Below are 18,982 nucleotides of genomic sequence, written 5' to 3' on the forward strand. Positions count from 1 at the left end.
AACACACGTTAAAAAATGTTGTTGACCGTGGAAACCCCACGGTGGTGTTAGCCCGAGGCCTCCCAACCGCCTCGGGCTTTTTTTATAAACGTTTAAGCCGATAACAATATTCGCTAACCTGCGAATCGCCATTCAGCGTAAAGCCCGCATTTGGGCAAAGAGCCTCTACCGTAAACCTAGTGCTGTAAGCGTTCATAACTTCTTGCTGCGGAATTGAAAAAGGCGGACCTTTCCAATAGTTCTCAGGATATTCCACAGTAACTAGCAGGCCATTGCTAAGTTGCGGCAAAATTTTTAATAGATGCTCAACATAAGCGGTGCGCATGGTTGGCGGTAACGCCACCATAGCCGCTCGGTCGTACCAAGCATCAACGCCGTGCAGATGGTTATTGGTGAGCTGAAAAAAGTCGCCTTGATACAAGGTAATGCCCGGCACTCGGTAAGCGCGGAAAGAGCCCTCACGATGCACACTTGGTGTGAGCTTTTGTTCAGCAAAAAATTCTTCAACAGCCGACTGGTTCAGTTCAATTCCGAGCACTTGATAGCCCTGCTCTTGCAGCCATTGCATATCTAATGATTTACCACATAGCGGCACAAACACCGTCGACCCCGGCTGGGCTATGGTTTTGCAATGCTGCATGAGCAATGGGTGCACGTCGTGGCGATGAAAGCCAATTTCACGATTTTTCCACCGCTCGTGCCAAAATTCATGCTCCATGGCGTACTCCTTAATTCGCACATCGAATGATTTGGCTGTAAACTATACAGCTATCGACTAAAAACCACCAAGCGCGTAGCCTTGGTGCTCTTGAAAAAGGCTTTATGAATAAATTTTCTATAGTCACACGTATTGGTATTGCACTAAGTGCGATGGTTGCACTAACCATTTTGACACTTTTGGCGTCGTATTGGCTTTCGGAAAAAGCCGATCACGATGCCCTAGCCATTAACGTGGCCGGCTCGTTGCGTTATCAGGCGTACCAATACAGTTGGCACGTTATGCATTCGCCTGAGCAGGCGCCTGCGGTGGCACAAGCCCTACAAGACAGCTGGAACCACAGTGTTTTTAATCGTTTTGAACACGAGCAAAGCGAACTCACGGCGTTATATCAAAATACTCAAGCCGACTGGTTAGCGTTCCAACAGCGCGTTGAGCAAGGCGTTATACCAGCAAACAACCTGATGGTAGAAATTCAGCCACAAATTGACCAAATCAACACCTTCGTGAGTGCTATTCAACAAGATGCCGAACAGCGCATTCGCTCTATTCGCTCTATTCAAGTATTGAGCTTATTTACCAGTATTGGTTTGGCGTTTGTTATTTTTTACTGGCTGCGTACCCGCGTTCGCTATCCGCTCGAAGTGCTCACGCAAGCAGCGCGCCGCATTGGGCAAGGTGACTTTACCGCGCGAGTTAAGCACCCGATGAAAGACGAGTTGGGTGTGTTGGCAAGTACCTTGAACAAAATGAACGAAGCCATTGGCTTTATGTACGGCAACTTAGAAAAGCGCGTTGATGAGCAAACGCGTGCTATTCAGCAGTCGAACGTGCGCTTGCAGTTTTTGTACGACACCGCGCGCATGATCATTGAGCACTCGCCGGGTTATCACGACTTTACGGAAATAGTAAACGGCTTGAAGGTAGCCTCTGAAGTTGACGATATTGAGCTGTGCTTAATTACCGAAGCTGGCAATAAGCCTTATTTGCAGGTACAGCCGGTTGGCGCACCAGAAGACCCGTGCGAAGGAGTTGATTGCAGCCAGTGTGTGAATGCCGGCGGCGGGGTGTCGGTACAAGACGGCCAACGCATTTATCGCTTCACTATTGAACGCGAAGATCACAACTATGGTGTAGTGGTCGCGCGCTGCCCAGTGTCTGAACAGATCAGCGATTGGCAACAACAATTAATACAGTCAGTGGCTGACCAATTAGCTGTGGCCTTAAGCTTGAAACAAGAAGAAGAACAAGTGCGGCGCTTAGCGCTTATTCAAGAGCGCACAGTGATTGCGCGCGAACTGCACGACTCTTTAGCGCAGGCGTTGTCTTACTTGAAGATTCAGGTAACCCGGCTCAATAAAGCCATTGAAAAAGACAATCGTGAGGTGATTGAAGACGTTGCAGAAGAGCTCAAAGAAGGCCTCAATGCAGCTTACCGGCAGCTACGCGAATTATTAACCACGTTCCGCTTAAAAGTTGACGGCGCCGGCTTGCTGCATGCGCTGCAAACCACAATTCGGCAATTTAGTGAGCAGTCTGACATTGCGTTTCGCTTGGACTATCAACTAGAAAGCACGCCGTTAGTACCCCATGAAGAAATTCACTTGCTGCAAATTATTCGTGAAGCATGCCAGAACGCTATTCATCACAGTCAAGGCTCTGACGTGGTCGTACAATTGTCACAAGATGCGGAAAATGGCATTCACTTGAGCATTGAAGACAACGGCGTGGGCATTCCAGAAAATGCTGAAAAGCTAAATCATTACGGTCTTGCCATTATGCAAGAACGCAGCCGTCACTTGGGTGGCACTATTCGTATTGAGCGCCGAAAACAGGGCGGTACCGGCGTGTATTTTGAATTTACCCCACAATACATACTTGAGCGGCAAAGCGAGCCATACCCCGCCTAGTCACGATTATGGGTTATAAAACTCGGCGCGGTTGCGTAAGTACATGTAGCTGACTAGCACCGCGCACACCACATAAAAGGCGGCGAACACAAACAACGCATAGGCCGGTGTTTGGGTGGTGCTGTTTACATACCAAAGGGTTGGAATATAAGCCGCGCCAGCGGTGGCAATGGTGGTTAACCAACGCAGTGCCAACGGCAGTTGATCAAGCGGAAGTACCACACTAACGCTACGGAAAATAGCACTGCTTGCTGCACCGGTGGCAATAAAAATAACCAAGAAAACCAATAAATACCCCAAAAACCACTGCTCTGGTAACGGGCTATTCATGGCATTGTAGGTAATGACGCCAGCCGCTACACAGCTTATTGCCAACACAATGGCACACCACAGCGTGACTTTTGCGCCACCAAATAAGTCTGCTAACCAACCGCCGAACGGCCGCGCTAAAACACCAAGTAACGGCCCTATCCACGCGTAGGTGAGCGCGCTTGGCGAATAAGTGGTGCTGAATGTTTGCAGGCTTAGTGGAAAGGTAATGGTAAAGCCAATAAACGAACCAAAGGCCATCACGTAGAGTAATGTCATAAGCCAGGTGTGTTTATTGCGTAATATTGCAGCGTAATGAGCGCGGTTAGTTGCGCTACCTAGTGGCGCTTGTGGTACTTTGCTGGGCCGCGCAAGCTGCCACGTCACCGTTGCCAGAATAACGGCGGCAATAGTTAACCAACCGCTGTTACCAAGCCACAGCTTAGTTCCTGGCGCAATAACGCCGACAATATCGCCACTACCGTGCACGGTGGTCCATGCTGTTGAGCTGGTAAACCCAAATAAATTAATACTGGTTAAAAATGGTAATGCCGCTTGAGCAATAACAATACCAATACCTGCCACACCGGCGTTAACGGCTAACGTCCAGCCAATGCCACTGGTGTCGACTTTTTCACTGCGAGTAAATGCAATAAATTGCGCGCCGCCCAAGCCATAAGCGGCAGCTAACCACTGCAACTCGGTATACGAAAGGGGTGGGTTGCTGAATACCCATATGGTCATACCGGCCGGTATAACTAATGCGGCGGTTGTTAGGTAAATAAAGCGCGCTTGCATGGCGCGTTCGCCTAGCCAAAAGAACACAAAGTGACAAATGGTGGCGCTTAAGCCTGAAATAGCGAGTAGTCGGTAAAGTTGAGCAAAGGTAAACCCAGCGTCAACGGTAAATAGTTGCACCACTAACACACTTAAGCTCATCCACAGCGCCATGCCAACAATCAAATTGATTGCTGTTGGTTTATCGACTGTTGATGATACCCGTACCGTGTTCACACGCCACTCCTTTCATTGCCATAGAGCAGTTTCCCAGTAAGTAAACTATGCGTGATCTGGCGCAACACAACAATTCAGCGAGAGTGATAATCGGCAACGCAGAATGGGCAGCCCAAACTACCCCAAACGAGGTAGTTTGCGCTAAGCTGTACCCTAAACAACGACATTGTGTAAGAATACAGCGCAATAGATACTGAGATACCGCAAAGAATACGCAAGAAAATAAGAACAAGGAGCACGACATGTCGGACAGCCCAGCTAGCATTATGCTTGTGGATGATCACCCGCTTTTGCGCAAAGGCCTCAAACAATTAATTTCGCTGGAAGACGGTCTTGAAGTAGTTGCCGAATGCAGTAACGGTGCCGATGCACTGGTTAAAGCTGAAGAGCTTGACCCTGATTTAATTATTCTTGACCTCAACATGCAAGGCATGGATGGCTTAGAAACCTTAAAGCGCATGCGCGATAACGGCGTCACCTCGCGTATTGTCATGCTCACTGTGTCCGATGCCGACGAAGACGTGGTTACCGCCATTACCAACGGCGCCGATGGTTATTTGTTAAAAGACATGGACCCAGAAATGCTGTTGGAGCAAATACAGCGTGCTATTGAAGGCAAAATGGTACTCAGCGAAGCGATTACCGAAGTACTCGCAACCGCATTACGTCGCCCTTCGGCACCCACCAAGAGTAAATTAGACGGTTTAACCAACCGCGAACGCGAAATTTTAGAACTCATCGCCAAAGGCATGAGCAACAAAGTTATTGCCCGTGAATTGGATATTTCCGACGGCACCGTGAAAGTTCACGTTAAACACTTGCTGAAGAAGCTAGGTTTGCGTTCGCGCGTTGAAGCTGCAGTTTGGATGGTCAACCAAGACCAATAAAGTAGTTGATTCGTATCAAGGCTTTTGCATAAAAAACGGCCCACACTGGTGGGTCGTTTTTTTATGGATGGTAGGAGCCAACGTATGCAATTAGGCGCAATTATCACACAAGCTTTGCGCAACCAGGGCGTGCAGGAGTTATTCGGTATTCCTGGTGACTTTATTTTGCCATTTTTGCAACAGATGCAAGACCAAACTAACGCTCTGCCATTTTATTACATGACCCATGAGCCCGCAGTTGTTTACGCCGCGGACGCTGCCGCACGTGCCGCCAATCGGCCCACGGCAGTCGCGCTTACCTACGGTGCCGGAGCGCTAAATGGGGTTAATGCCATTGCCCAAGCCTATGAAGAGTACGTGCCCTTGGTCATTTTGGCTGGATACCCTAGCCAAAAGGAAATCAACAGTGGCTTACAGATTCATCACCAAGCCAAAAGCATTGATTCACAGCGCGCTATTTTTAGTGAAATTACTTGTGCCCAGGTGCGCTTAGACAACCCAGACACGGCCATAGAAAACCTTCAATTTGCACTACAAATGTGTCGGCAGAAATCTCGCCCCGTGCTTATTGAAATACCTCGTGATGCCACCAACTTTAACTTGCCTGCGATGCCCAATCAAAGTATTGAGCTTGCCAACCCACCTATTCATGAGAACCAATATCGCCAACTTACCACTGCGTTAACCACAGCCCGTCGACCGGTTATTCTAAGTGGTATTAAGGTACGCCGAAGCGGCGCTCAAAGAGCGCTAGAGCGCCTTGCCGAGCAGTTTAATATTCCGGTAGTGACCACCTTGCTTGGGCGTGCAACAGTCAGCCCGTCGCACAGTTGTTATGCCGGCGTATTTTGCGGCGACACGCAAACGCGAGCTAGCCAGTTACTGTATGACGCTGACCTGATTATTGCATTTGGGGTGGTTTATACCGACAGTAACTTTAGTGCGCACCGCGAGTTAATAAATGCCGCACATTTTTACCGAATTGATTTCCCAACTCAGTCGCTCAAGGCATGGTGCGCACGTTTAGCTAGCGAGCCTTTACCCTTATTTGAAACACGCGATATATCGCCAATAGCGGTTTTACCATCAAGTAACTTTAATGCCGACAGTGTTGTGCAAGCCATGCACCAACAGCTGTCTCAACAGCGCGCATTGGTACCGCTAATAAGCGATGTGGGTGATTGCCTGTTCGCCTCGCTGCAAGCTAGCCCTACCGACTTTCTGGCGCCAGCCTATTACGCCTCTATGGGTTATTCCGTACCCGCAGCGTTAGGGGTATTTGTCGCCACGCGCCGACGCCCTATTATTTTAGTTGGCGACGGTGCATTTTTGATGACCGGCCTCGAGCTCGGTCATTGTTTGCGTTACGGCTGTAAGCCCATTGTGGTGCTTTTGAATAATCACAAATGGGACATGATTGCGGCGTTTGCCCCGACTTTGCAATGCACAGCCTTGCAGCAGTGGCATTACCCTGAACTTGCCAAAGCAATGGGCATTGAAAGCCTGCGTGCACATAACGCAGAAAGCTTTTCAGAAAGCTTCGCGAAAGCTTGGGCCGACCATGATAACGCCTATTTAATTGATGTATGGTTGCCAGAAAATAGCCGCACCAAGCGCCTGAGTGACTTTGCGGAAACCTTGACCACGATCAATAAAAGCAGCGTCAGCAAGGTATAAAATACCCACCATTTTGGCTTACCCGCTTGTAGGTTTTATGCAGTATCCAGCACCTGAATTATTGAGTCCCGCCGGCAGTCTAAAAGCGATGCGTCTTGCCTTTGCTTATGGCGCCGATGCCGTTTATGCCGGCCAACCCCGCTATAGCTTGCGCGTTCGTAACAACGAATTTGATATACCACGCTTGAAGCAAGGTATCGACGAGGCTCATGCGCTCGGCAAAAAGCTTTACGTGGTGGTGAACATTGCGCCGCATAACGCCAAACTGGTGCGTTTTGTTGAAGACATGGCACCGGTTGTGGCGCTCCAGCCCGATGCGCTGATTGTGTCTGACCCGGGCATTGTTATGCTATTGCGTGAGCATTACCCTGATCAAGCATTGCATTTAAGCGTGCAGGCCAACACCGTGAATTGGGCAGCCGTGAAGTTTTGGCAGCAGCAGGGCATTGAGCGGGTTATTTTATCGCGCGAATTAGAAGTGCGTGAAATTGCAGAAATTCGTCAACACTGCCCAGACATGGAACTTGAAGTGTTTGTGCATGGGGCACTGTGCATGGCTTATTCTGGCCGCTGCTTGCTATCTGGCTATTTCAATAAGCGAGATCCCAACCAAGGCGCCTGCACCAATTCATGCCGCTGGCCTTATCAAGTTCACGACGCCGAAGAAGACGCGGTCGGCCAGTTCAACCCCATTGATACTCCGGTACTGCTAACCGAGCCGCAACGCCCGGGTGAATATATGCTGATGGACGAAGATCTGCACGGCACCTACATTATGAACTCAAAAGATTTACGCGGTATTGAGCACGTTGACGCCTTAGCGAAAATGGGCGTGCATTCGTTAAAAATTGAGGGCCGTACCAAATCACCATATTACGTGGCTCGCACCGCACAAATTTATCGCCAAGCCATTGACGACGCCATGGCCGGAAAGCCATTTAATCGCAAACTATTAGCTGAACTTGAAGGCATGGCCAACCGCGGTTTTACCGAGGGCTTTTTGCGCCGCCATGTACCTAGCGACACACAAAATTACGAAACGAGCCACAGCCTTGGCGAACAACTACTGGTTGGTGAAATACTCAAGGTTGACGGCGGCAACGCCACGGTTGACGTAAAGAATGCCTTCGCGGTGGGCGACACCCTGATGCTGATGAAACCTTCTGGCAATATCACCTTCACTCTGCAAGCCATGGTGGACGACAAGGGCGAGCACTTAGCGCGTGCAGCCGGCGCTGGGCGTCAGGTTGGTATTCGCTTGCCTGAAGCTTTGAGTGACCATGACGCCAACTTTGCCATGCTGATCAAGCTGTCTACTAAAGCGTCACAACAGGTTATCCCTGTAGTTGATAAAAATGTGGAGGTAAAAAATGCCTGTGCTAATTGAAAGTGACTGCATTAACTGCGACATGTGCGTACCCGAATGCCCTAACGATGCCATTTCGATGGGCAAAGAGCACTACGTGGTAGATGTGAGCAAGTGCACCGAATGCGAAGGCTTCTACGACGAACCCGCCTGCATTCCCGTTTGCCCCATTGAATGCATGGTGCTAGTGCCTAACTAAGGCAGCTCGTGGCTGCGCTGCTGGCATAAGTTGCGCAGCCATTCGAGAGCTGGTTGGCCAGATTTTGAGCGAGGATAAGCTAGCCCGATTGTTCGTTGCAAGGTGATGTTGTCAAGTGGCCGTAGAACCACATCTTGCCGCTCTCTTAATACCTCAAAGTCTGGTACCAGGGCCGCACCCACTCCCGCTGAAACCAACCCAAGTGCATATTCTATGGTATGAATATCGGCGCGGATGTCAGGCTGAATACCGTTGCGAATTAACTCTGGATAAAACTGGGACCATGCGTCACACGGGGTTCGCTTAATGAGCGCCAAACCATCAAAGTCTTCAAGCTGTAAGCTTTGCTTAAGGGCCAATGGGTGCCCAGCCGGCAGCGCAACCAAAAAATGATCGGTCCATATCGGCAAAAACTGTTCACCGGCTTTGAGCATTTTAGGGGTAATAATACGCGCGTCAGAGTCGTCTTCAGGCTCGACCAAGTGCAACTCTAAACCTTCCACACCGGCGCTGAACTCTCTTAGTAATTGGCTCATACGCTCCACCCCCAGCGCGCGAATAAGCCCCAAACGAAATTGTACCCGTCTAACACTTTGTCGAAATGACGATCGCAACGACTGCATTTGACTCAGCATGCGCCCCGCATGACCGTAAAGTCGCTCACCATCCTCAGTAGGAGTAACCCCGCGTGATTGCCTTGAAAACAACGCCACACCTAGCTCGTCCTCCAGTTGCTGCAAGGCTTTCGATAAACTCGGCTGTGCTACGTTACAGGCCCGCGCAGCGGCGCTAATACTGCCGTTTTCATACACGGCGACAAAATAATTGAGTTGGCGCAAATCCATAGTTAAAAGCTATACCTGATGTAGTTTTTATATGATTTAACTTTACAGTAAACAGGAGTAAAGTGAAGAAAAACAAGTGCGATATTAGCTATTGGATATCGGATATTAGCGGGCAGGCTGCTTGGCTTTTATCTAATATCTAATATCGAATAGCTAATATCGATGTTGAATTTAACAGAGGATTTACCATGGCTCGTTTTCCGTTTGACTGGCAAGACCCATTTCAATTTTCAAACATGCTCACCGAAGAAGAGCGCATGATTCGCGATACCGCCCACCAGTATTGCCAAGAAAAGCTAATGCCGCGGGTGTTAACCGCGAACCGTGAAGAGCGTTTTGATCGTGAAATTATGAACGAGTTAGGTGAGCTTGGGTTGTTGGGTGCCACGTTGCCGGAAAAATATGGCTGTGCGGAAGTGAATTACGTGTGTTACGGCCTTATTGCCCGTGAAGTTGAGCGTGTGGATAGTGGTTATCGCAGCGCCATGAGTGTGCAGTCGAGTTTGGTGATGCATCCAATTTATGCCTACGGCACTGAAGAGCAACGCATGAAGTATTTGCCGAAGTTGGCAAGCGGCGAGTGGGTGGGTTGTTTTGGTTTAACCGAGCCGGATGCGGGCTCTGACCCTGCAAGCATGCGCACCACGGCGAAAAAAGTTGATGGTGGATATGTGCTCAAGGGCAGCAAAATGTGGATTACTAACTCGCCGATTGCCGATGTATTCGTGGTTTGGGCCAAGTTAGACGGCGAAATTCGTGGCTTTGTATTAGAAAAAGGCATGAAGGGCCTGTCTGCGCCAAAAATTGAAGGGAAATTTTCGCTGCGCGCGTCAATTACAGGCGAAATTGTGATGGACAACGTAGAAGTACCCGAAGATGCGTTATTGCCAAATGTGAGCGGCCTGAAAGGCCCATTTGGTTGCCTCAACAAAGCGCGTTACGGCATTGCATGGGGTGCCTTGGGTGCAGCAGAATTCTGTTGGCATGCGGCGCGTCAGTACACGTTAGATCGCCATCAGTTCAACCGTCCGTTAGCGGCAACCCAGCTGATTCAAAAGAAATTAGCAGACATGCAAACCGACATTAGCATAGGCTTACTGAGCTGCTTGCAAGCGGGCCGCTTAATGGACTTAGACCAACTGCCACCAGAAACTATCTCGCTGATCAAACGCAACTCATGCGGTAAAGCTTTAGATATTGCTCGTGTGGCTCGTGACATGCACGGTGGCAACGGGATTGCTGATGAGTACCATGTTATTCGCCATGTGATGAACCTAGAAGCCGTGAATACCTACGAAGGGACGCACGACGTTCATGCGCTGATATTGGGCCGTGCGCAAACTGGTTTGCAAGCGTTCGGCTAAACTCATTCGGTCGCAGGAGGTTTCCCTATGGCTGCAGCAATGCACCCGTGGCTGGGCGAGTTTATCCAGCGTATTGACGACCGTCGTTTACCGCCGGCACATGCTGCCGGTGGTGTATTAAGCGACGCTGATTTATTCGATTTATTCGAGTCGCAGTTACACAGCCGCCTACTTGATTTGCAGTCACGTTTGATGCAGGCCGCTGGCCAAAGTTTTTACACCATTGGTAGTGCAGGCCATGAGGGCAACGCGGCAGTAGCAAAGGCTTTGCGCGTGACTGACCCGGCGTTCTTGCATTATCGCAGCGGCGCGTTTTTTATTCAGCGCGCGAAACAGGCGCCAGGCTCAACCCCGCTGTATGACATGATGCTTAGCTTTGCCGCCTCGGCCGATGAACCCATTGCCGGCGGGCGCCACAAAGTACTCGGCAGCTTGCATTTAAATGTACCACCGCAAACCAGCACCATTGCCTCGCACGTTCCCAAAGCCATGGGCACCGCGTTTGCTATTGGCTTATCGAAACGCTTGAACCACCAGGGCGCCTGGCCGCACGACGCGATTACTGTGTGTAGCTTTGGTGACGCTTCAGCCAACCATTCGACGGCGCTGGGCGCAATAAACTCGGCCAGTTGGGCGGCGTATCAGCAAATTCCGATGCCTCTGTTATTAGTCTGCGAAGACAACGGCTTGGGCATTTCCACCCACACGCCAAAAGGCTGGATTCAACAGCAGTTAAGTCAACGCCCTTCGTTGAAGTATTTTTTTGCCGATGGCAGTAACTTAGCCGAGACCTATCTGGTAGCGCGCGAAGCGGCTGACTACGTGCGCCAAAAACGTAAGCCTGCAGTACTTCATTTACGTACTGTGCGCTTGTTTGGTCATGCTGGTGCAGACGCCGAGGTGGCGTATCGTAGCAAACAAGAAATTGCCCTGGATAGCGAGCGTGACCCACTGCTTCATAGCTGTGCTGCGCTAATAAGCCGTGGCTTATTTGAGCACCAACAACTGATTGACTTTGTACACCAACAGCAACAACGTATAGCGCGCATAGCCTCACAAGCATCGCAACAGCCAAAATTAGAAACCGCTGAACAGGTAATGGCATCCATTGTGCCGCCTGTTCGCCAAGACCAGCTGCCGAAGCCTATTGACGGCGAACAACGCACAAACTTATTCAAATGGGACAAACATAACAGCGGCAAGCCTCAGCATTTGGCGAAACTTATTAACTTGGCGCTGCATGATCTGATGGCACAATATCAGAACATTGTCATGTGCGGCGAAGACATTGCCAAAAAGGGCGGCGTATACCACGTTACGCAACACCTAATGGAGGCTTTTGGCCCTAACCGCGTCCTCAATACCGTACTCGATGAGCAAAGCATTCTCGGGCTAGCTATTGGCATGGCGCAGCAAGGCTTTATTGCCATGCCAGAAATTCAATTTTTGGCCTACGTGCATAACGCTGAAGACCAAATACGCGGCGAAGCGGCAACCCTGTCATTCTTTTCAAGTGGGCAATACACCAACCCCATGGTTATTCGCATTGCGGGGCTTGCTTATCAACGCGGATTTGGCGGCCACTTTCACAATGACAACTCGTTTGCGGTGTTTCGCGATATTCCCGGTATTATTTTACTGTGTCCGTCAAATGGTCGTGATGGCGCGCTACTCATGCGCCAAGCAGTTGAATTAGCGGCGCGTGAGCAGCGTGTGGTGATTATGCTCGAGCCTATTGCGCTTTATATGACGCGCGACTTGCACCAAGAAGGCGACGGTGGCTGGCTGCATGAATATCCTTCGCCACAAGAGGTCACACCGGCTCTTGGTGAACCTTTTACCCATGGAGATGGTGAAGATTTAGCCATTATTTCTTACGGTAATGGCTATTACCTTAGCCGCCAGGCAGAAGCGAAGTTGGCTCAGCAGGGGCACAAAGTTCGCGTACTTGATTTACGCTGCTTAGTACCGCTGCATGTGGATAAAATTATTGATGCACTGGGCAGCTGCAAAAAAATACTCATTGTGGACGAATGCCGCCGTCGTGGCTCACTCAGCGAAGAATTATTCACAGCACTACATGAAACTAAGCCAGGACTGTTTACGGTTTCACGCCTAAACGCCGAAGACAGCTTCATTCCGCTTGGCAAGGCCGCTTATAGCGTATTGCCATCTACCGAGCAGATTATTGCGCAGGCGCAGCGTCTACTGGAGGCAAACTCATGACAACAGAACGAAAAACCGCCCTAGTTGTTTGCCCTGGCCGCGGTACATACAACAAACCAGAACTAGGCTCAATAACTGGCTCAATTTCGGAGAGATTACCAGAAAAAAGCCAAACTTTAGCCGACGTTGTTCGAAAAATTGACGACGTTCGCAGCCAGATGGGGCAACCAACGGTATCCGAGCTCGATCAGGCGCCGCTGTTTAAAACCTCACTTCATCAAAAACCTGAAAACGCTGCAGCTTTAATTTATGCCGGCGGCTACCTCGATTACCTAGCTATTGACGAATCGCGTTTTGAGGTGGTCGGCATAACCGGTAACTCAATGGGTTGGTATACCGCCATGGCCAGTGCCGGTTGCTGGGACATTGAAACCAGCACGAAATTGGTGACTAATATGGCGCAATTGACCGCTGGTGGCGAAGGGGCACAATTTATTTACCCAATAGTGGACGCAGACTGGCGCCCGCACCAAGGCTATATCGATGCCGTTAACGCCCAACTTGCGCGCTTTCCTGGTGAGCTGAAAATGTCGATTCGCTACGGTGGCTATGCGGTGCTGGCGGGCTCTGAAGAAGCATGTACTGAAGCCGTGCGAGCATTACCACGAGTGGACGACCGGTTCCCCATGATATTGCCCGGTCATGCCGCATTTCATACACATTTCATGAACCAAGCCTCTGAACAAGCCCTTGAACTATGGCCTTCAGCCGCGTTTCGTGCGCCGCAAGTGCCATTGATTGACGGCCGAGGTCATATTTGGTCACCATACGTGGTTAATCAGACTGCTTTGCAACATTACACGCTGGGCCACCAAGTGACGCAAACCTATGACTTCACCAAAGCCATACAAACGGCGGTAAAAGAGTTGGTGCCCGACCATATTATTCTATTGGGCCCTGGCGCTGGGCTTGGTGGTGCGGTGGCACAGGCACTTATAGAAATGAACTGGCAGGGCTTAAACAGCAAGGCCGAGTTTACGGCGCGTCAGCAAGCGCAGGCGCCGTATGTGTTGGCTATGGGGTTACCGGAACAGCGTGCTCTGGTGACAGGTTCGCAAACTTAACATCAATGGCGCGCAGGCACGCTTTGCCGCGCGCGGTTAAGTCTGTCATAAATTGAAATTGCTGACGAGGGTCTATGGGGTAAGCTTTCAGGCGGTAGTGCGTGCCCCATGGCTCTTCTTTAATAATCACCACAATGGGTTGCTTCAGTTGCACATAGGGACTCGTTAGCGCCACGTCTTCAAGCAACTGCTTTACTTGATGAGCATCATGGTCGGCGCTTAAGTAGAAGTCAGTGACCACCATGAGGCTTGGTCCGCCGTTGTTGGCGTTATGAATAAGGTTATTCCACAACTTTAAATGCGGCACAAACACCACGGTATCGTCTGGTGTCACCATTTCTACCGCGCGCATACCTATGTGCTTGACTTCGCCGTAGGTGCCATCCACTTCTATCCAGTCGCCGGGGCGATAGGGTAGTTCGTAAACCGCCACAATGCCGGCAATTAAACTACTGACATAATCTTTCATGGCAAAGCCAATGGCCAAGCCGGCAGCACCTAATATGGCAATCATGTTTTGTACCGTGGTTTCAATAACCATGGGCACAATCCAAATAGTCGCGAGAATAAATACAATAACGCGCGTGGTTGGAATAAGTGCTAATACAAACAGCCGCTGTTTACCGTGCAGATGCTCGGCAAGCCAAGGCAATACCCGCTGACTTAACCAAATAATTGCCACTGAAAACGCAATAACAAGCGCTATTTCAATCACGGCATCGCTAGTGACCGTTTTAAATAAGCCGATGATTTTTTCTGTTTCCATTGCTTATACCTCAGTTAAAACGCGTCAACGAAATAGCCACGACTTTTCAAAAAGTCACGCACCGCTAGGTAGCCGTAGACAGTAATTCGCCAATGCTCGCTCTTGCATTCAATGAGTCGAGCTTGCTGCAGTTGGAGTAATTGCACATCGAGCTGATCGGCCGCTAGGGTGGGTAATACGCCTTGCAACTGCTGCCCGGGCAAACCGTTATGCAACAGCAATGCATACAGAACAAAGGCTGTCTCGTCGCCGCAGTCGCTAGGAATACTTGGCAAGCTATGATCGGCATTACGCTCAACCGCCCATAGCGCTAACGCTAGGCCAACATTGCCGAATGCTCTTGCCGCAAGCGCTTTAAGTTTTTTTGAGTTGGTCTGTATGCCGACTTGCTTAAGCAGCTTTTCGTTAGCAGCCGCGAAACAATACACATTTGGGAGGCTTGCCGGCCACGCACGCTGTAAAAATGCAAAACTCCAACTGTCACACACCACCACTCCCTGACCTAACTCGCCGCGTATTAATTTCGGCAACAAGGTTCTGACAAAAGCCAGGCCATTGGTATGGCGCTGCCAGTAGTCAGACAAACTATCCATCAGCCAATGCTCAGTCGCTTGCGGCTGCCACCAGTCATCCACTTGAACACCACTGAGCAATTCACGCTGCGGCGCCTGTAATTGCTGCCAACCGTGTTGTTTGGCCCAAGCTCTGGCAATATTGGCTGAGCCGCTAAAAGGTGGGCTAATCAAAAACTTCACACCGGGCTCGCTCTCCTCTAGCCACTCTTGCCAGGCTTCATCTAACGCCTCTACCGCAGGCGCTACATCAAACTCGCGGTAGCCAGGAAAATCATCTTTTTGCTCGTCTTCATCCACTTCGTCACTTTTTGGAAATAAGCTACGAATATGCTGCAAAAGCTGCTGCAAGCGAGTACTGGCCGGGGCATCAGGCCGTTCAAATTCAGCAAGCCGAATGACTCGCCAATAATTTTCCGTGCTCATATAATTGCCGTGTCCTTGTGTTTATGCACTAAAGTGCCGGCCACTTGCATTAATAATAGCGAATGGTTGCGCGCCCAATCGTATTCGCGTCGGTACCAAACCATAATGCTTGAGACTGTGGGTCAAACACCATGTGCCGAATAGTACCGCCGCCGCTTTCAACCTCAAATGCCTTGGTAAAGGTTTCGCTGACCGAGTCAAAGCCTACAATACGATTGGGCTGAACGCCGGTTTCAGCGGCCCAAACATACCCGCGATGATCAATCGCCATGGCATAAGGCATGGAACGCACCCCTGCAGGCATTGGCCACTCGTTTACCTCGTCGGTAGCTGGATTCCATCGCCCCAAATAACCACCTGCATAATCAACGTACCAGAAATGACCTTGCGCATCGACACCTATTCGTCGTGGTCGGTTTGCGTTTTTTCTTGGCAATTCAATTTCTTGAATTTCTTTGTTGTCGGTTAACGTCACTAATTTATTGCTACCAAACAGTGTTGCCCATGGCTTTCCTTGAAACACCACAAGCCCATACGGGCGCGCATTTTTAGTTGGCACATTCCAAAGGGTAATTTCTTGAGTCTTGGCATCCATGTGGCCTATTTGATTGGCCCCTTGGGCACTGAAAAAAATATCACCATTGAAATCAAACTCCATGGTATGCACGTCACGGCGGCCGTCACCTGGCAATGGATATTGGGTTATTTCGTAGGTTTCACGGTCAATTTTACCAATATGAGCGCCTTTATTGCCGGCGTACCAAGCACCTCGCTCGTCAACAATAATATTGTGCGGCCCCGCCCCTTTGGGCAAATCAATGCGCTCGAACTCGCCCGTTTCAGGGTTCAACACCGCCGCGTAGTCAGCTCGCTGCCCAACAAACCACACTTCATCAGGCGCTGCCACGTAGGGGTCGCGCGGCCGCGAATTCTCCCACGGCACCTGCCATTCGGTGATGTCGAGTGTCGCATTGGCCGCAGCATCGCCAGCCATCATCAAAGCAAAAGTCATTGCCAACATATAAATCAACCTCGATATTAGCTATTGGATATTAGATATTAGTTTAGTACATAACCTATTACTAACTACGCAGGATTTTTCGGCCCGGTTTTTGCTAATATCTAATATCCAACAGCTAATAGCGATTTTGTACTTATGCTTGAGATTTTTATTGCGGTGCTATTTTTTGCCTTCTCGACCACCATCACCCCTGGGCCCAACAACGTCATGATCATGTCATCGGGCATGAACTACGGCATTAAGAACAGCTTGCCTCATTTTTTCGGTATCTGTTTTGGGTTTCCGGTCATGGTGCTCTTGGTGGGGCTTGGTTTTGGCGTGATTTTTGATCGTTACCCCAACTTGCACCAGCTGATTAAAGTGCTGGGTGTATTGTATTTGCTATGGTTAGCTTGGCACATTGGCACCGCTGAACCACAAGCCATAAAGCGGGGCGAGAAAAAGCCATTTAGCTTTTGGCAGGCAGCGCTATTTCAGTGGGTTAATGCCAAGGCATGGGTCATGGCGACGGGGGCTGTTGCAGCATTCACTACGGTGCAAGGTTCGCCATTTTTTGAAGTGTTAGCCATTAGTTTGGCGTTTTTCTTAATGGCGTTTCCGTGCGTTGGGGTTTGGTTGGTGTTTGGCTCGCTGTTACGTAAGTTGCTTACCAACCCAATTATGCAGCGGCTATTTAATATCACCATGGCGCTGATTTTAGTGTTGTCTATTGTGCCGGTGGTACTTGAGCTATGGCAGTTTTATTTCGCGCCAGCTGCTTAGCAGTTTACATCTAGTTAAAAGCGGCTAACCGGCTCGTCATCAGCATCTAAATAAGCACTAATGGCTGCGATAAATTCGTGGCCATAGCGTTCTAATTTCTTTTGGCCAACGCCGGTAATAGCGAGCATGGCGGTTTCATCTATTGGGTAGTTAATCGACATTTCAACCAGCGAGGTGTCGTTAAATACCACAAATGGCGGTACTTCTTCAGCATCGGCAATAGTTTTGCGTAATGCCCGCAAGCGACGGAATAACACTTTGTCATAGTCGCCACGGTCTGCCACTCGCGGCTTACTTACCACTAAGTTAATGCGCGGCTCTGCCAGTTGTAGGGCAATGTCACCGCGTAGCACGGGACGTGCGGCTTCGGTTAGCTGCAATATGCCATATTGCTGCACATTCTGAATTAACAAACCGCGGTGAATGAGCTGACGCACCACACCCAGCCAATATTCGTGGCTATGCTCAGCACCAAGCGCATAGGTAGATAGTTTATCGTGGCCCAGCTCCATAAGACGCTGTGATTTGCTGCCTCGCAGTACATCAATCACATGGTTAACGCCAAAGCGTTGACCAACGCGATACACACAGGACAGTACTTTTTGTGCATCGACCGTGCCGTCATATTGACGCGGCGGGTCCAAACAGATATCGCAGTTACCGCAGGGTTTGTCGCGGTATTCACTAAAATAATTTAGTAGCACTAAACGGCGACAAGTTTGCGCCTCGCACATTGACTGCATAGCCGCAAACTTATGCTGCTCAATTCGCCGACGTTCGTCGTCTGGGTTTTGTAAAATAATGCTTTGAATCCAGCCGGCGTCCGACGGGTCATACAGCAATACGGCTTCAGCAGGCAAGCCATCACGGCCAGCTCGGCCGGTTTCCTGGTAATAGCCCTCAACGCTGCGCGGTACGTCAAAGTGCACAACAAATCGCACGTTTGGCTTGTTTATTCCCATGCCAAAAGCGACCGTTGCCACCACCACGTCAATGTCATCGCGCACAAAGCCACGCAATACAAATTCACGCTGTTCATGCTCCATTCCAGCATGATAACCCGCGGCTTTTAGCCCCTCGCGTTGTAGTTTTTCAGCAAGCTCTTCAACTTTTTTGCGACTGCCACAGTAGACAATACCGGAGGCGCCGCGTTGTTTTTTAATGTAATCAGTTACTTGCTTATAAGGCTTGTACTTTTCTTCCACCACGTAACGAATATTCGGGCGATCAAACGAGCCTTTATAAACAACCGGCTGATGCAGGTGTAGACGCGTGATGATATCCGACTCGGTTGCCGCATCTGCGGTTGCGGTTAACGCCATAAACGGAACGTTCGGTAGGCTTTCTCGCAATTGCCCAAGCTGCCCATATTCAGGGCGGAAGTCATGCCCCCATTGTGAAATACAGTGGGCTTCGTCAATAGCCACTAGGTTGACTTGCCATTGTTGCAGTTGACGCATAAAGAAGCTTTGCATGGCGCGTTCGGGGCTAACATACAACAACCGAATCTCGTTGTTGTGTAACTGCTGCATTACCGTGGTATTTTGCTCTGGCGTTAAACTATTATTCAGCGCCGCAGCAGCCACCCCCATAGCCTGCAAGGCTTCCACTTGATCTTGCATAAGACTAATCAACGGGGAAATAACCACCGTTAAGCCTGTTCCAGCTAGCGCTGGCAGTTGGTAACACAGTGACTTACCCCCCCCGGTTGGCATTAACACTAACGCGTCATGCCCTTGCTGCACGGCTTCAATGACCTGTAATTGGCCTTCGCGAAACGCGGTATAGCCAAATACATCGGCAAGAAGTTGTGACAGCGTAGAGTCAGACAAAATAGCGTCTCCAATTGACGGCAA

General features: G+C 49.9%; 16 protein-coding genes. 9 read left to right on the forward strand and 7 right to left on the reverse strand.

Annotation, left to right across the window (positions count from 1 at the left end):
- Positions 1-82 precede the first annotated feature (82 nt).
- The gene (gene tmpT / locus ASC40_RS07130) at positions 83-718 is read right to left on the reverse strand and encodes a thiopurine S-methyltransferase (protein ID WP_055439100.1); all 636 of its coding nucleotides are present in this window, start codon (positions 716-718) and stop codon (positions 83-85) included.
- A gap of 104 nt (positions 719-822) precedes the next feature.
- On the opposite strand from tmpT, the gene ASC40_RS07135 reads away from it, so the two are divergent.
- Positions 823-2,628 (forward strand): ATP-binding protein, encoded by a 1,806-nt coding sequence (locus tag ASC40_RS07135; RefSeq protein ID WP_055439101.1) that lies wholly within the window; start codon positions 823-825, stop codon positions 2,626-2,628.
- A gap of 6 nt (positions 2,629-2,634) precedes the next feature.
- Here the strand turns inward: ASC40_RS07135 and ASC40_RS07140 are convergent, their stop codons facing one another.
- The gene (locus ASC40_RS07140; protein WP_055439102.1) at positions 2,635-3,951 is read right to left on the reverse strand and encodes an MFS transporter; all 1,317 of its coding nucleotides are present in this window, start codon (positions 3,949-3,951) and stop codon (positions 2,635-2,637) included.
- A gap of 242 nt (positions 3,952-4,193) precedes the next feature.
- On the opposite strand from ASC40_RS07140, the gene narL reads away from it, so the two are divergent.
- The 4 genes from narL (at position 4,194) to ASC40_RS07160 (ending at position 8,080) form a co-directional block, all read left to right on the forward strand.
- Positions 4,194-4,838 (forward strand): two-component system response regulator NarL, encoded by a 645-nt coding sequence (gene narL / locus ASC40_RS07145; RefSeq protein WP_055439103.1) that lies wholly within the window; start codon positions 4,194-4,196, stop codon positions 4,836-4,838.
- Between the two features lie 84 nt (positions 4,839-4,922).
- Positions 4,923-6,515, forward strand: coding sequence for a thiamine pyrophosphate-binding protein (locus ASC40_RS07150; RefSeq protein WP_055439104.1), 1,593 nt, complete (start codon positions 4,923-4,925; stop codon positions 6,513-6,515).
- A 37-nt stretch (positions 6,516-6,552) separates the two neighbouring features.
- Positions 6,553-7,902: a prephenate-dependent tRNA uridine(34) hydroxylase TrhP gene (gene trhP / locus ASC40_RS07155; RefSeq protein ID WP_082432499.1), complete on the forward strand. Its 1,350-nt coding sequence runs from the start codon at positions 6,553-6,555 to the stop codon at positions 7,900-7,902.
- Complete coding sequence (locus tag ASC40_RS07160; protein WP_055439105.1) at positions 7,886-8,080, forward strand: YfhL family 4Fe-4S dicluster ferredoxin; 195 nt, start codon at positions 7,886-7,888, stop codon at positions 8,078-8,080. The genes trhP and ASC40_RS07160 overlap by 17 nt, the downstream gene beginning before the upstream one ends.
- Here the strand turns inward: ASC40_RS07160 and ASC40_RS07165 are convergent.
- Complete coding sequence (locus tag ASC40_RS07165; protein ID WP_055439106.1) at positions 8,077-8,925, reverse strand: LysR family transcriptional regulator; 849 nt, start codon at positions 8,923-8,925, stop codon at positions 8,077-8,079. The two genes, ASC40_RS07160 and ASC40_RS07165, sit on opposite strands and share 4 nt — an antisense overlap.
- Before the next feature lie 188 nt (positions 8,926-9,113).
- Here ASC40_RS07165 and ASC40_RS07170 point away from each other — a divergent pair, with 188 nt between their 5' ends.
- The 3 genes from ASC40_RS07170 to ASC40_RS07180 are packed head-to-tail and all read left to right on the forward strand — an operon-like array spanning position 9,114 to position 13,579.
- Positions 9,114-10,289, forward strand: a complete 1,176-nt coding sequence (locus ASC40_RS07170) for an acyl-CoA dehydrogenase (protein ID WP_055439107.1) — start codon at positions 9,114-9,116, stop codon at positions 10,287-10,289.
- Between the two features lie 27 nt (positions 10,290-10,316).
- Positions 10,317-12,515 (forward strand): thiamine pyrophosphate-dependent enzyme, encoded by a 2,199-nt coding sequence (locus tag ASC40_RS07175; protein WP_055439108.1) that lies wholly within the window; start codon positions 10,317-10,319, stop codon positions 12,513-12,515.
- Complete coding sequence (locus ASC40_RS07180; RefSeq protein ID WP_055439109.1) at positions 12,512-13,579, forward strand: hypothetical protein; 1,068 nt, start codon at positions 12,512-12,514, stop codon at positions 13,577-13,579. The genes ASC40_RS07175 and ASC40_RS07180 overlap by 4 nt, the downstream gene beginning before the upstream one ends.
- On the opposite strand, the gene ASC40_RS07185 is transcribed toward ASC40_RS07180, so the two are convergent.
- The 3 genes from ASC40_RS07185 to ASC40_RS07195 are packed head-to-tail and all read right to left on the reverse strand — an operon-like array spanning position 13,530 to position 16,364.
- The gene (locus ASC40_RS07185) at positions 13,530-14,345 is read right to left on the reverse strand and encodes a mechanosensitive ion channel family protein (protein ID WP_055439110.1); all 816 of its coding nucleotides are present in this window, start codon (positions 14,343-14,345) and stop codon (positions 13,530-13,532) included. The two genes, ASC40_RS07180 and ASC40_RS07185, sit on opposite strands and share 50 nt — an antisense overlap.
- A 14-nt stretch (positions 14,346-14,359) precedes the next feature.
- On the reverse strand, positions 14,360-15,343 hold the full coding sequence (locus tag ASC40_RS07190; RefSeq protein ID WP_055439111.1) for a hypothetical protein: 984 nt from the start codon (positions 15,341-15,343) through the stop codon (positions 14,360-14,362).
- A gap of 49 nt (positions 15,344-15,392) precedes the next feature.
- The gene (locus ASC40_RS07195) at positions 15,393-16,364 is read right to left on the reverse strand and encodes a Vgb family protein (protein ID WP_055439112.1); all 972 of its coding nucleotides are present in this window, start codon (positions 16,362-16,364) and stop codon (positions 15,393-15,395) included.
- A gap of 135 nt (positions 16,365-16,499) precedes the next feature.
- Here ASC40_RS07195 and ASC40_RS07200 point away from each other — a divergent pair, with 135 nt between their 5' ends.
- Positions 16,500-17,126, forward strand: a complete 627-nt coding sequence (locus ASC40_RS07200; RefSeq protein WP_055439113.1) for a LysE family translocator — start codon at positions 16,500-16,502, stop codon at positions 17,124-17,126.
- A gap of 14 nt (positions 17,127-17,140) precedes the next feature.
- Here the strand turns inward: ASC40_RS07200 and recQ are convergent, their stop codons facing one another.
- On the reverse strand, positions 17,141-18,958 hold the full coding sequence (recQ, locus tag ASC40_RS07205) for a DNA helicase RecQ (protein ID WP_245622236.1): 1,818 nt from the start codon (positions 18,956-18,958) through the stop codon (positions 17,141-17,143).
- Between the last annotated feature and the right edge of the window lie 24 nt (positions 18,959-18,982).

Origin of the sequence: Pseudidiomarina woesei (genome assembly GCF_001418345.1) — a bacterium.
GTDB classification, from domain to species: domain Bacteria; phylum Pseudomonadota; class Gammaproteobacteria; order Enterobacterales; family Alteromonadaceae; genus Pseudidiomarina; species Pseudidiomarina woesei.